We start from the raw sequence: 13,775 nt of genomic DNA, 5'->3' as shown, positions 1-13,775 counted from the left end.
CTGCCATTCTCAGATCTTCGCGGCGGGCGCTGTGTTGAGCGCCGGGATGATGCTCTCACCGTACACACGCAGGGTCTCTTCCTTGTTGTCGTGCTGCAGGTACCCGGCGAACTGGTCGACACCCAGCTCGCGGAGTGCCTCGAGCTTCCTGATGTGATCCGCTTTGGTGCCGAGCACGCAGAACCGGTCGACGATCTCGTCGGGCACGAAGTCGGCGTGGGTGTTGCCCGCGCGGCCGTGCTGGTTGTAGTCGTAGCCTTCGCGCCCGGCGATGTAGTCGGTGAGGGCGCGCGGGACCGCGGAGTCGGCGCCGTACTTGGCGACGATGTCGGCGACGTGGTTGCCGACCATGCCGCCGAACCAGCGGCACTGGTTGCGCATGTGCTCCCAGTCCTCTCCGATGTACATCGGGGCGGCGACGCAGAATTTCACGGATGCCGGGTCCCGGCCTGCCGCTGCCGCCGCCTTCCGCACCGTGCTGATCATCCACTCGGCAACGTCGAGGTCGGCCATCTGCAGGATGAATCCGTCCCCGACCTCTCCCGTGAGCTTGAGCGCGAGCGGCCCGTACGCGGCGACCCACACCTCGAGGGAGCTGCCGAAGCTCCACGGAAAGCGGAGGGTGGCGCCGTTGTACTCGACGGCGCGGGAGTTGCCGAGCTCGCGGATGACGTGGATCGCCTCCCGCAGGGTCTTGAGCGTCGCGGGGGCGCCGTTCGTGACGCGCACGGCGGAGTCGCCACGCCCGATGCCGCAGATCGTGCGGTTGCCGTACATCTCGTTGAGGGTCGCGAAGGTCGATGCGGTGACGGTCCAGTCGCGGGTGGACGGGTTCGTGACCATCGGCCCGACCATGATCTTGCGGGTCTCGGCGAGGATGCGGCTGTGGATCACGTACGGTTCCTGCCAGAGCAGGTGCGAGTCGAAGGTCCAGACGTGGCTGAAGCCGTAGGCCTCTGCGAGCTGCGCGAGCTGCACGACCCTGGCCGATGGCGGGTTGGTCTGCAGCACTGCTCCGAAGTCCATGGGGTTCCCTGCGCTCTGTCGGTGGTGGGCGGTGGGTGGCGGATGCCTGGCCGGCGCGCCTAGATCAGGTACTGGCTCAGGCCGCGCGGCAGGTACCGCCCGTCGCCCTTCGCCCCGAGGTAGCTGTTGCCGTCGACGATGACCTTGCCCCGGCTGAGCACCGTGTCGACGTGCCCGTCGATCTCGTACCCTTCCCAGGCGGAGTGGTCCATGTTCATGTGGTGGGTCTTGCCCAGCCCGATCGAGGTGTGCCCGGCCGGGTCGTAGAGGACCACGTCGGCATCCGCCCCCGGCTGGATCACGCCCTTGGTGCCGTAGAGGCCGAACATCCGCGCCGGGGTCGTCGAGGTCAGCTCGACCCAGCGTTCGAGGGTGATCCGCCCCTCGACGACGCCCTGGTAGAGCAGGTCGAGGCGGTGCTCGACCGAGCCGATCCCGTTCGGGATCTTCGAGAAGTCGCCGAGGCCGAGGTCTTTCTGGCCCTTCATGCAGAACGGGCAGTGGTCGGTCGAGACGAGCTGCAGTTCGTTGGTTCGGAGGCTCTGCCAGAGCTCCTCCTGGTGCCCCTCCGCGCGGCTGCGCAGCGGCGTGGAGCACACCCACTTCGCGCCCTCGAAGCCCGGGGCGCCGAGGTTCTCCTCGAGGGAGAGGTAGAGGTACTGCGGGCAGGTCTCCCCGAAAACGTTCTTGCCGCGGGAGCGGGCCGCCGCGAGCTGCGCGACGGCCTGCTTCGCGCTGACGTGCACGACGTACAGTGGCGCCCCGGTCAGGTCGGCGAGCATGATCGCCCGGTGGGTGGCCTCCTCCTCGAGCTGCCAGGCCCGCGCGATGCCGTGATAGTACGGGTCGGTCTTGCCCTCTGCGAGGAGTTGACCGACGAGCACGTCGATCGCCGGCCCGTTCTCGGCGTGCATCATCGTCATGAGCCCGGTCTCCGCCGACTTCTGCATCGCCCGGAGGATCTGCGCGTCGTCGGAGTAGAAGACGCCCGGGTAGGCCATGAAGAGCTTGAAGCTCGACACGCCCTCGGCGAGCAGCCCGTCCATGGCCTGCAGCGAGTCCGTGTTGAGGTCGCCGATGATCTGGTGGAAGCCGTAGTCGATGGCGCAGTTCCCCGCCGCCTTGTCGTGCCAGGTCGCGAGGCCGTCGAAGACACGCTGCCCGTAGCTCTGCACGGCGAAGTCGATGATCGTCGTCGTGCCGCCCCACGCGGCCGCGCGGGTGCCGGTCTCGAAGGTGTCTGAGGCCGCGGTGCCGCCGAACGGCAGCTCCATGTGGGTGTGCGCGTCGATGCCGCCGGGGATCACGTACTTCCCGGTCGCGTCGATCACCGTGTCGGCGGATGCCGCGACGTCGAACCCGAAAATGGCGGAGCCGGGGGCGAGCACCGCGACGATCTTCTCGCCGTCGATGAGGACATCCGCTTCTGAGCGGCCGGTCGAGCTGACCACAGTGCCGCCCCGGATCAGGGTGCGCCCCACCCGGGCGCTCATGCGCGGGCGATCGGGTCGTAGGAGTCCGGCCTGCGGTCGCGGTAGAACTGCCAGGAGTTGCGCGTCTCGCGGATGAGGCCCAGGTCGAGGTCGCGGATCACGATCTCGTCGGTGTCGGTCGAGGCGATGGCGCCGACGTAGTTGCCGCGCGGGTCGACGAAGTAGGAGCTGCCGTAGAAGGTGACGGCCTCGTCGCCGAATTCCTCGGTTTCGGTGCCGATCCGGTTGTTGGCGCCGATGAAGTACTGGTTGGCGACCGCCGCGGCCGGCTGTTCGAGTTCCCAGAGCCGGTTGGACAGGCCGGGCTTGGTGGCCGAGGGGTTGAAGACGATCTCGGCGCCGTTCAGGCCGAGGATGCGCCAGCCCTCCGGGAAGTGCCGGTCGTAGCAGATGTAGACGCCGATCTTGCCGACCGCGGTGTCGAAGACCGGGTAGTCGAGGTTGCCGGGACGGAAGTAGAACTTCTCCCAGAACTGCGGGAGGTGCGGGATGTGGTGCTTGCGGTACTTGCCGAGGTAGCTCCCGTCGGCGTCGATCACGGCGGCGGTGTTGTAGAGCACGCCTGCCTGCTCCTCCTCGTAGACCGGAAGCACGATCACGATGTGGTGCTCTGCGGCGAGCGCCTGGAACCGTTCGACGAGGGGGCCCGGAACGCTCGTCGCGTAGCCGTAGTACTGGGGGTCCTGGATGATGCCGAAGTAGGGGCCGTGGAAGAGCTCCTGGAAGCAGATCACCTGCGCTCCCTGCGCGGCCGCAGAGCGCACGAATCCCTCGTGCTTGGCGATCATCGACGCTTCGTCGCCGGTCCAGGTGGCCTGGGTGATCGCGGCTCTCACGATGTTCCCGCCCTTGCCGGCCGCATCCGCGCGGATCTTCGCGCTGGCCGGGGTATTGGATCCGTCGGACATGTCTGCCTCCACCAAGTCACTACTGCGAGATAACTGAAACGTCCGCCGAAACGTCCGGCGTGCTGAGTGCGTGTGGATCATCCTGTCGCCCAACGGGCCGGGAGGCAAGCACTCAGCGAAACCGTTATCCGGCGCTGGTACCATTCAGAAAGTCCCGCCCGGCCACCGAAGGTCTCATGACACGTCTCCCGTTCTTCCGCGGGCCCCGCGCTTCTCGCGCCTGGCCGGCGCTCATTGCTGCCACGGCGCTCACCGCCCTCCTCGGAGGCTGCGCGACCACGAGCCCGATTCCCGCAGGCCCCGCCCCGGATGCGGTCACGGCCAGCCCCACCCCGACGTCGAAGCCGGCCTACCCGCTCACGATCGAGAACTGCGGCACGACGGTCACGGTCACGAAGGCCCCGAGCCGGATCGTGTCGATCAAGTCCTCGGCCACGGAACTTCTCCTCGCGCTCGGCCTCGGCGACAAGATCGTCGGCACCGCGTTCCTCGACGGTCCGCTCCCGCAGGCGCTCAGCTCGATCGGCACCAACCTCAAGGTCGTCAGCGACTTCCTGCCCAGCCAGGAGGCCGTGCTCGCCCTGAACCCTGATTTCGTCTTCGGCGGGTGGGAGTCCAACTTCGCCGCTGACGGCGTCGGCACCCGCGACACCCTCGCCGCGGTCGGCATCGGCAGCTATGTCGCGCCGTCGGCCTGCAAGGGCGCCGACCAGCCCAATCCGCTCACCTTCGACACCGTCTTCGGGGAGATCACCCAGGCCGGCGCCGTTTTCGGGGCCCCCGAGGCAGCCGCACGGCTCGTCGCCACCCAGCGCAAGGAGCTCACGACGCTCTCCCCCGCGACGACGAAGACCTCTGCGCTCTGGTATTCGAGCGGCGTCGACAGCCCGTACGTCGGTGCCGGGATCGGTGCGCCGCAGATGATCATGGATGCCGCCGGACTCACGAACGTCTTCGCGAGCGTGAAGGACACCCGGACCTCCGTCGGCTGGGAATCCGTCGTCGCTGCCGATCCGAGCGTGATCGTGCTCGTCGACGCGACCTGGAACACGGCAGAGTCGAAGATCAAGACCCTCGAGACCAACCCCGCGACGAAGAACCTCACCGCGGTGAAGAACAAGCGGTACATCACCCTCCCGTTCGCTTCGACGGAGGCCGGCATCCGCAACGTCGAGGCCGCGGCAACGACGATCGACCAGCTGGCCGACCTCAACTCGCTGAGCAAGTAGTCGGTGACTGCGGGCACGGACTCCGTGGCGGGACGGACCCGGCCGGCCGCATCCGCTCGCCGGAACGGCCGCTTCGGGCTGTGGCTCGCGCTCGCCCTGGCCGCGCTTGTGCTCGTCTCCGCGCTGGCCGTGACGATCGGGCCCGCTCCGGTGAACCTGGCGGATGTCGCAGGCAGCCTCGCGGCGCACCTCGGCTTCCCGCACTCCGGCACGGTGCCCGTCCTCACTGACGCGATCGTCTGGCAGCTGCGGCTCCCCCGGGTGCTGACCGCGGCGTTCGTCGGTGCGGGCCTCGCCCTGAGCGGCGCGGTCATGCAGAGCGTGACCCGCAACCCGCTCGCCGACCCGTACCTTCTCGGGCTGTCCTCAGGGGCGTCGCTCGGCGCGGTCTGCGTCGTGATTCTCGGCGTCGGGGTCGCACTCCCGCTCGCCGCCTTCGCCGGCGCACTCGCCGCGCTCATCGCGACGCTCTCCATTGCCAGGGTCGGCGGAACGATCACGCCCGGCCGGGCCGTGCTCGCCGGCCTCGCGATCGCCCAGCTCGGCGCGGCGGGCACCTCCTTCGTGATCTTCTGGTCGGCCAAGGGCGACTCCTACCGGGAGATCCTGAACTGGCTGCTCGGCTCCCTCGCCGGCAGTTCCTGGGCCACGGTCCTCATCGCCGGGAGCGCGCTCCTCCTCGCCGGCACCGGGCTCGTGCTCGCCGCGAGCCGGCTGGACGCCTTCGCCTTCGGCGACACCGCCGCGGCCTCGCTCGGAGTCGACGTCAACCGCACCCGGTGGGCGCTCCTCGGCACGGTGGCACTGCTGACCGGGGCGATGGTCGCCGTGAGCGGTGCGATCGGGTTCGTCGGGCTGATCCTCCCGCACCTCGTGCGCGGGCTCAGCGGGCCGGGGCACCGCAGGCTGCTGCCGCTCGTCGCGGTATATGGCGCGGTGTTCCTCGTGATCGCGGACACCCTCGCCCGAACGGTCTTCGACCCGCGCGAGCTGCCGGTGGGCATCATCACCGCCCTGATCGGGGTTCCGGTGTTCATCGCGCTGATCAAGAGCCGGAAGTCCGTTTCATGGGTGTAGTCATCGAGCGGGTGTCGTTCCGCGTCGGCGGGCGCGCGATCCTGGACGACGTCTCCGCGATCATTCCGACCGGCTCGGTGACGGGCCTGCTCGGCCCGAACGGCGCGGGAAAGTCCACACTGCTGCGCCTCATCGCGGGCCTGCACACCCCGACGAGCGGGCGGATCACCCTCGACGACGCACCCCTGGCGACCCTCGGCCGACGCGAAACCGCCCGCCGGATCGCCCTCCTCGAGCAGAACGCGAGCCCCACGATCGACCTGCTCGTGCGCGAGGTCGTCCTCCTCGGTCGTATTCCGTACCGCTCCGGAATCTTCGGCGGCTTCGACGGCGCCGAGGACCTGCGCATTGTCGCCGAATCGCTCGCCCAGGTCGGCGGCACCGACCTCGCCGACCGAAGCTGGGGCACCCTGAGCGGCGGCGAGCAGCAGCGGGTGCAGATCGCCCGCGCGCTCGCCCAGCGGCCGAACCTGCTCCTGCTCGACGAGCCGACCAACCACCTCGACATCGGCGGCCAGCTCGGCCTGCTCGCCCAGGTGCGGGACCTCGGCCTCACCGCCGTCCTCGCCCTGCACGACCTCAACCTCGCCGCCGCATACTGCGACCAGATCCTGCTGCTCGCCGACGGCCGCCTGGCAGCCGCAGGCACACCCGCCGATGTCCTGGTCCCAAGAGTCATCGCCAAGGTCTACGGCGTCGACAGTTTCGTCGTCCCGCACCCCCGCGGCGGGCATCCGTCCCTGCTCTTCGCCCCCTCACCCCCACCCCGCCCGTTCGCGAAAGCGGGTGAATCGTCGTTATGACCCATCGAAAACGACGATTCACCCGCTTTCGCGGCAGCAGGACGACAGCAGGAGGATAGGGACATGACGAAGATCACGGTACTGGCGGGCGGGATCGGCGGGGCCCGGTTCACGCGGGGGCTGCTGCACTACCTCGCGGCGAGCGACCCCTCCGCGCGGGTGACGGTCATCGTCAACACCGGCGACGACATGTGGCTCGATGGCCTGCGGATCTGCCCCGACCTCGACACGGTGATGTACACCCTCGGCGGCGGCATCAACGAGGAGCAGGGCTGGGGCCGCCCGGACGAGTCCCGCCGCACCTCGGCCGAGATCGCGGCGTACGGGCGCGGCTGGTCGTGGTTCACGCTCGGCGACCTCGACCTCGCGACCCACATCGTGCGCACCGACCTGCTGCGCTCCGGCTCCACCCTGAGCGAGGCGACCGCGTTCCTCTGCGAGCGCTGGCAGCCCGGAGCCCGCCTCCTGCCGATGAGCGACCAGCCCGTCGAGACCCATGCGCGCCTCGCAGCGGATGCCGACGAGCACCGCGCCGGGGACCTGATCCATTTCGAAGAATGGTGGGTCCGGTATCGGGCGAGCGTGCCGGTCAGCCAGTTCGTGCAGCGCGGGCTCGACACGGCGGAGGCCGCGCCCGGCGTGCTCGAGGCGATCCTGGAGGCGGACCTCGTGATCCTGCCGCCGTCGAACCCCGTGGTCTCGATCGGCACGATCCTTGCGATCCCGGGCATCCGTGACGCCCTGCGATCCACGCCCGCCCGCGTCGTCGGCGTCTCGCCGATCATCGCGGGAGCCGCCGTCCGCGGCATGGCCGACGCGTGCCTCCAGACCATCGGCGTCGCCACGACCGCTGCGGCCGTCGGCCTGCACTACGGCGCCCGGTCCACCGGCGGCATCCTCGACGGCTGGCTCGTCGACGAAACGGATGCCGCGGCGCTGCCCGCTCTCGCGGCCGCCGGGATCCGCTCACTCGCGGTGCCGCTCTGGATGCACGACCTGGACACGACGGCGGAAATTGCGGCAACATTGTTCCGGATCGCGTCGCCTGCGCGGGGGATACACTAAGTCAGGCTAATTATTCTTCAAGCTAACTAATTTGCCCCCGGTTCAGCGCTCGATTCCGGTCGGCCTACCGGAAGGACCCTACTGTCATGCCCGCACATCTCGACTCCGCGTTGCACGGCGGCTCGATCACCGCCGTCGTCGGAGCTGTCCCCGGCATGCCGGCATACGTCGCCGCGCTCATCGTCGGCGCCATCATCGTCGCGGCCGCCGTCGCGATCGTTCTGATCGTCGTGCGGCACTGCGCAGCGCGCCGCAGCGCAGCCAGCGCCTCCACTGGGTCCGGCTCGACCGACACGGCCAGCGCGTCCGGCGCGGCCTCGGATGCCACGGGCACCCCGGGCCACCCGGCCGGCGCGGCCCCGACCACCATCGGGAACGCCCCGGGCAGCACCCAGACGACCGCACCCGGCTCCGATGCCGTCCACGCTCCCGCTTCGGCCGGAACGCCGGGCACATCCGCTCTCGCCTCGGCCGCCGTATCCGCCCCGGCGCCGTCCCTGGTGCACCCGAGACATGAGCCCGTCGTCATCAGCACGCCGCACCCCAAGCGAAAACTCGCCACGATGACGATGCCGCTCACCACGGCGATCCCGATCGTGCCGACCACCTCAACCGGCTCGGTGTCGACCGGCAAGAAGACCGTGCTCGACTACATCGACGAGCGCACCATCGTGCTCGACGTCGAGGAGACCGACCGGGACCGGATGATCCGCACCCTCGCCGGCATGATGAGCACGACCGGGCGGATCACCGACGTGGGGCTCGTCGCCCAGGCCGCGTTCCGCCGCGAGACCCACGGCACCACGAGCATGGGCAACGGCATCGCGATCGCGCACGCCAAGTGCGACTCCGTCGTCGCCCCGGTGCTCGCTTTCGCGCGCAGCAAGCACGGCATCGACTGGAACTCAGCGGACGGCGAGAAGGCGACGCTGATCTTCATGATCGCCGTGCCCAAGGCCTCGGCAGGAACCGAACACCTCCGGGTGCTGTCCCAGCTCTCGCGCTGCCTCGCGAAGCCGGCGTTCCGCGCCGCGATCCAGTCCGCGCAGACCCCGGCCGCCGTGCTCGAGGCCCTCGCGATCAGCGCCAACCTCAAGAAGCCCGAGCAACCCCAGCCCTAGCCCGATCCGGCCGTCATCCCAGCTCCAGCTCCAGCTCCAGCGATCGTCAGTCTTCCGAATTCAGGAGTTGCGGCCGCCAGACTGCAGCACTTCCCGGAGCAGTGCGGCGGGGGCGGGCACCGCGGGCGCAACTCCTGAATTCGGCACGCCCACTGTCGAAGGTGACGCTCGGTCGTGTCTGCACGCGCGGCTCAGGCGCGGGCGCGGATGCGGGGGGCCAGGTCGCGCTCGAAGGCCGTCAGGAACCGCTCCTGGTCGTGGCCGGGCGCGTGGAAGACCAGGTGGTTGAAGCCGGCATCGATGTACTCGCCAATCGCCGCGACCGTCTCGTCGGGGTCAGAGCCCACGATCCAGCGCTTGGCGACCTGCTCGATCGGCAGGGCATCCGCGGCCGCCTCCATCTCCGACGGGTCGGTGATGTCGTGCTTCTGCTCGGGCGTGAGCGACAACGGGGCCCAGAACCGGGTGTTCTCGAGCGCGAGCGCCGGGTCGGTGTCGTAGGAGAGCTTGATCTCGATCATCCGGTCGATCGTGGCCGCATCCCGCCCGGCCTTCTCCGCGCCGGCCGCGACAGCCGGTAACAGCTTCTCGGTGTAGAGCTCCATGCCCTTGCCCGAGGTGCAGATGAAGCCGTCCCCCGACCGGCCCGCATAGCCCGCCACGAGGGGTCCGCCCGCGGCGATGTACACCGGGATGCCTCCCTCGGGTCGGTCATAGATGCTCGCGTCATGGGTGCTGTAGTACTCGCCCTCGAAGCTCACCTTGTCCTCCGACCAGAGCGCGCGCATCAGCGCGATCGACTCGCGCAGCCGGGCGTAGCGTTCCTTGAACTCGGGCCAGTCCTGGGCGCCTGCGCCGCGGAACCCGGTCGCGATCTCGTTGAGGGCCTCTCCCGTCCCGACACCGAGCATGATCCTGCCCGGGTAGAGGCAGCCGAGCGTCGCGAAGGCCTGGGCGATCACGGCGGGGTTGTACCGGAACGTCGGCGTCATCACCGAGGTGCCGATCTGCACCCGTGTCGTGCGCTCCCCGACGGCCGCCATCCAGGCCAGAGAGAACGGGGCGTGGCCGCCGGTGTGCCGCCAGGGCTGGAAGTGGTCACTCACCGCGACCGATTCGAAACCGTGCCGCTCGGCGGCGACGGCGATCTCGACCAGCTCACGCGGGGCGAACTGCTCGGCGGAGGCCTTGTATCCGAGTTTCAGAGGAAGCATGATGCTCATTTCTCGAGGGGGCGATCGGGGGACGGAACCAGGGCTGCGGGCGGTGGGACGGGCGACTTCTGCTGGGCCGAGTCCTGCGGGGCGGCGGATGCTGCGGTGAGCAGGGCGGACGTGTACGGTCCGGCACCCAGTCGTTCGACCAGGGCCAGGTCGGCCGGGGTGTCGACGTCGCGGCGGATTCCGGACCCGGCCGGCAGCGTGAGCGGAACGTGCCCGGCCGCCTCGTGCGCCGCGCGTGAGCCGGAGCCGAAACGCGGGCTGATCGGCACCCCCGCGAGCGCGAGCAGGGTCGTGGTGCCGGTCCGGTCGGCATCCGGCACCATCGACCGCTCGTGGTGGGCGGCAAGCGCGAGCGTCCGTTCGACGTCATCCGCGGTGAGGGCAGGCAGGTCTCCGGTGATGACGGCGCGGTGCGCAGCGGGGAACTCCGCAGCGGCCGCGGCCAGTCCCACGTCGATCGCGGCGTTGAGCGGGTCGACCGGGTCCCGAACCTCGGCGACGATGTGCGCGCCCAGGCGGGCGAGTCGCGCGCCGAGGACGGTGTCCCCGGTCACGACGAAGACGGCAAGGACCGGGGCGGCTGCGGCGAGGGCAGCAACGGTGTCGAGGGCGAACGCGTCGGCGAGCTCGGCACGGTCCGGGCCGGCGCCGCCGAGGCGTGTCTTCGCGCCAGGGTTTCCCTTGACCGGAACCACGACCACCCAGCTCACGGCAGGTCGGCTTCCGCGGCGGTGAGTCCGGCGGCCAGTCCGGCCGCGTAGCCCCTGGTGTAGCCGAGGGCCTCGGCCTCCGCGCTGCCGAGCCGGAACATGTCGGTCTCGCTCGGGCGCAGCAGAATAGCCGCCCCGCGATCGACAACACCCGATCCGGCGGTGACGGGGTCAGCGGCCGGGAGCGGCAGGACCAGCCGGCCGAGCCCCCGGATCACGGCGACCGGGTTGCCGCTCGCCTTGCCCTTGACGAGGTCGGCGGCGCCGGCGATCTCGTCGCCGACGGCGGGCGCGGTGACGTTGAGGAGTTTGCCGGCGGCATCCGTCGTGCCGCGCAGGTCGTCGAGCACGGCGACGCCGGCCGCGCCGATCGCGATGTCGGTCTGGCCCTCGCGCCAGGGGCGCCCAGCGGTGTCGGTGATGATGACACCGAGGCGGAGCCCGGTGCGTGCCCGCACCGCGGCGCAGAGGGCGCGGGCGGAGGCATCCGGATCGGCCGGAAGGAGCAGCACGAAGCCCTCGGGGGTGTTGCTCGCGTCGACGCCGGCCGCGGCCATCACGAGGCCCTGCCGGTTCTCGACGATGCGGGTCACGCCACCCGGGTACGCGCGGGTCGCGACGACACGCACGGTCTCCTCGGTGATCGCCTGCTCGCGGTCGGCCGCCGCGCGCAGGCGGCCCTCGGCCTTGGAGACGATCTTGCTCGTGACCGCGAGGATGTCGCCGTCACTCAGCAGGGTGCCCCCAGCGACTCCGGCGGCCGCGACTTCTGCAGCGGCGAGGATCAGCCCGGCGAGGTCGGCGCCCGCCGCGACCTCGGGAATCCCCTCGAGGGCGAAAACGCTCAGTTCGCCGCGCACCGGTCCCGCTTTCCGCTCATCCTTCGATCCTGTCACGTCCCGTAACCGCCCGGAGGTCCCGGCTCTTCCCGACTCGTCGCAGATCGAAGTTCCCACGTCACGTGAACGTCGATGTGCGACACCTCACGAGCCACCCTCGTTCGCGGGGCGAAATAAAGTTAGTTAAGCTTATGAAATTGAGCTGCGGTGTTCACGGAGATTCCGGTCGACCTCGGCCCGGAAGGACTCTCGAGCCATGCCCGAACCCCTCACCGCGACAACAGCACCACATCGACTCCTGATCCTGGGCCTCACGGCCTGCCCCACCGGCATCGCGCACACCTACATGGCTGCCGAGAAGCTATCGGCCGCGGCGGCCGAACTCGGCTATGACATGAAGGTCGAGACGCATGGCTCCGTCGGCGTCGAAGGCGCCTTCAGCCCGGCCGACATCGACCGTGCCGACGCCGTCGTGATCGCGGCAGACACCAGGATCGACCCGTCACGCTTCGCGGGCAAGCGGATCATCTCCGTCGGGGTGGCCGACGGCATCCACCGCCCTGCCGCTTTGATCCGGGAGGCCCTCGCCGCCGCGCCGTCAGCGGCCGCCGACGGACCCGACGGCTCGGCCGGGAATACCCCCGCCCCGACCACCGGCAGGTCAGACGTCGGCGGCACCCTGTACCGCGCCCTGATGAACGGCGTCTCCTACATGATCCCGTTCGTCGTGGTCGGCGGGCTGCTGATCGCCATCTCGCTCTCCCTCGGCGGCGAGGCGACCCCGAAGGGTCTCGTCATCCCGGAGGGCAGCTTCTGGTTGACGATCAACCAGATCGGCGTGCTCGGCTTCACCCTGATGGTGCCGATCCTCTCCGGGTTCATCGCCTACGCGATCGCCGACCGGCCCGGGCTCGCGCCGGGCATGATCTGCGGCTGGATCGCCACGACAGGGTCGTTCTACCACTCCGAGTCCGGCGCCGGCTTCATCGGCGGCATCGTCACCGGGTTCCTCGTCGGTTTCGTCGCCCTCGGCATCAAGAAAATCCCCGTGCACCGGTACATCAAGCCGATCATGCCGATCCTCGTGATCCCCGTGCTCACCACCGTGATCGTCGGCGGCGCCTTCGTGCTCGCCCTCGGCCAGCCGATCAGCTGGGTCTTCTCCACCATGAGCACGTTCCTCACCGGCCTGCAGGGCGGCAGCGCGATCGTGCTCGGCCTGATCCTCGGCGCCATGGTCGCCTTCGACATGGGCGGCCCGGTCAACAAGACCGCGTTCCTCTTCGGCAGCGCCCTGATCGCGACAGGGAACCCCGCCCCGATGGGCATGGTCGCCGCCGCGATCGCCGTCCCGCCGCTCGGGATGGGCCTGGCCACCCTGATCCGCGGCCGCTACTTCTCCAAGCCGGAGCGTGAGGCCGGGATCGCCGCCCTGTTCATGGGGTTCTTCGGCATCACAGAAGGCGCCATCCCGCTCGCCGCCGCCAAGCCGCTGCAGGTCATCCCCGCGAACATGCTCGGCGGAGCCGTCGCCGGCGGCATCGCAGCCCTCTTCGCGGTCACCGACTCCGTGCCGCACGGCGGACCGATCGTCGCCGTCTTCGGCGCCGTCTCCGGGGTGCCGATGTACTTCGCGGCCCTGCTCATCGGTGCCGTCGTCACCGCCCTCGTCTCCCTGCTGCTCCTCGGAATGTCCGCGCGCAGGGCCGAACGCCACACGCGGCAGGCCGCCGCGGAGACATCCGTCTCGACGGCACCACAGGCAGTGCCGGCACCGGCCCCGGCCCCGGCACCGGCACCGAAGACGGTTCTCGACTACATCGACGAAGACACGATCGTGCTCGACGCCGCCGAGACCGACACCGACGCGATGATTCGCACCCTCGTCGGCCGGATGGGCGCCACCGGCCGCGTCACCGACGCAGGCGTCGTCATCCAGGCGGCCCTCGCCCGCGAGAAGCTCGGCACCACGGCCGTCGGAGACGGCATCGCGATCCCGCACGCCAAATCGGACGGCGTGAGCGCCCCGATCCTGGCCTTCGCCCGCAGCAGGCACGGCGTCGCCTGGAACGCGCCCGATGGCACCCCGGCCACGCTGATCTTCCTGATCGCCGTTCCGGAGGCGGCGGCCGGAACCGAGCACCTCACCGTGCTCGCCCAGCTGTCCCGCGCCCTGATGAAGCCCGCCTTCCGCGCCGCACTGCAGTCGGCAGCGACCCCGGCGGACGTGCTCGCGGCGCTGGCCGCGCAGGTCGGCCCGAAGCCGGCATCCGTCAAATAG

12 protein-coding genes are annotated in these 13,775 nt (G+C 70.0%); 6 read left to right on the top strand and 6 right to left on the bottom strand.

All coding sequences use genetic code 11. From position 1 onward, the window contains the following. Nucleotides 1-9 precede the first annotated feature (9 nt). The 3 genes from RHM57_RS18490 to RHM57_RS18480 are packed head-to-tail and all read right to left on the bottom strand — an operon-like array spanning nt 10 to nt 3,427. Nucleotides 10-1,026 (bottom strand): TIGR03842 family LLM class F420-dependent oxidoreductase, encoded by a 1,017-nt coding sequence (locus RHM57_RS18490; RefSeq protein ID WP_134446199.1) that lies wholly within the window; start codon nt 1,024-1,026, stop codon nt 10-12. 59 nt (nt 1,027-1,085) lie between these two features. After that, nucleotides 1,086-2,507, bottom strand: coding sequence for a dihydropyrimidinase (hydA, locus tag RHM57_RS18485; RefSeq protein ID WP_322189896.1), 1,422 nt, complete (start codon nt 2,505-2,507; stop codon nt 1,086-1,088). Nucleotides 2,508-2,515: 8 nt separating this feature from the next. Continuing rightward, on the bottom strand, nt 2,516-3,427 hold the full coding sequence (locus RHM57_RS18480) for a nitrilase-related carbon-nitrogen hydrolase (protein WP_134446198.1): 912 nt from the start codon (nt 3,425-3,427) through the stop codon (nt 2,516-2,518). A 176-nt stretch (nt 3,428-3,603) separates the two neighbouring features. Between RHM57_RS18480 and RHM57_RS18475 the strand changes: the two genes are divergently transcribed. From RHM57_RS18475 to RHM57_RS18455, 5 genes are all read left to right on the top strand, one after another. Continuing rightward, nucleotides 3,604-4,656, top strand: a complete 1,053-nt coding sequence (locus RHM57_RS18475) for a putative F420-0 ABC transporter substrate-binding protein (protein WP_322189124.1) — start codon at nt 3,604-3,606, stop codon at nt 4,654-4,656. Between the two features lie 3 nt (nt 4,657-4,659). Beyond that, on the top strand, nt 4,660-5,733 hold the full coding sequence (locus RHM57_RS18470; protein ID WP_198413455.1) for a putative F420-0 ABC transporter permease subunit: 1,074 nt from the start codon (nt 4,660-4,662) through the stop codon (nt 5,731-5,733). After that, entirely contained in the window at nt 5,724-6,536 is an 813-nt protein-coding gene (locus RHM57_RS18465) for an ABC transporter ATP-binding protein (protein ID WP_322189122.1), read from the top strand. The genes RHM57_RS18470 and RHM57_RS18465 overlap by 10 nt, the downstream gene beginning before the upstream one ends. 63 nt (nt 6,537-6,599) lie before the next feature. Continuing rightward, a complete protein-coding gene (cofD, locus tag RHM57_RS18460; RefSeq protein ID WP_134446195.1) occupies nt 6,600-7,601 on the top strand; it encodes a 2-phospho-L-lactate transferase in 1,002 nt (333 codons plus the stop codon). A gap of 86 nt (nt 7,602-7,687) precedes the next feature. Further along, complete coding sequence (locus RHM57_RS18455; RefSeq protein ID WP_322189120.1) at nt 7,688-8,722, top strand: fructose PTS transporter subunit IIA; 1,035 nt, start codon at nt 7,688-7,690, stop codon at nt 8,720-8,722. Nucleotides 8,723-8,913: 191 nt separating this feature from the next. Here the strand turns inward: RHM57_RS18455 and fgd are convergent, their stop codons facing one another. Genes fgd through cofE form a run of 3 tightly spaced genes read right to left on the bottom strand, consistent with a single transcriptional unit; the run spans nt 8,914 to nt 11,551 of the window. Further along, the gene (gene fgd, locus RHM57_RS18450; RefSeq protein WP_198413456.1) at nt 8,914-9,936 is read right to left on the bottom strand and encodes a glucose-6-phosphate dehydrogenase (coenzyme-F420); all 1,023 of its coding nucleotides are present in this window, start codon (nt 9,934-9,936) and stop codon (nt 8,914-8,916) included. A gap of 5 nt (nt 9,937-9,941) precedes the next feature. Next, nucleotides 9,942-10,655, bottom strand: a complete 714-nt coding sequence (gene cofC, locus RHM57_RS18445) for a 2-phospho-L-lactate guanylyltransferase (protein WP_322189117.1) — start codon at nt 10,653-10,655, stop codon at nt 9,942-9,944. Further along, entirely contained in the window at nt 10,652-11,551 is a 900-nt protein-coding gene (gene cofE / locus RHM57_RS18440) for a coenzyme F420-0:L-glutamate ligase (protein ID WP_322189115.1), read from the bottom strand. Before cofE ends, cofC begins: the two co-directional genes overlap by 4 nt. A 199-nt stretch (nt 11,552-11,750) precedes the next feature. Between cofE and RHM57_RS18435 the strand changes: the two genes are divergently transcribed. Beyond that, nucleotides 11,751-13,775, top strand: coding sequence for a fructose-specific PTS transporter subunit EIIC (locus tag RHM57_RS18435; RefSeq protein ID WP_322189113.1), 2,025 nt, complete (start codon nt 11,751-11,753; stop codon nt 13,773-13,775).

The sequence above is a fragment of the Cryobacterium sp. 10S3 genome, assembly GCF_034344045.1.
Classification (GTDB): Bacteria; Actinomycetota; Actinomycetes; order Actinomycetales; family Microbacteriaceae; genus Cryobacterium; species Cryobacterium glucosi.
Note: the sequence above shows the minus strand (reverse complement) of the source record. Positions and strands in the feature narration are given on the sequence as shown.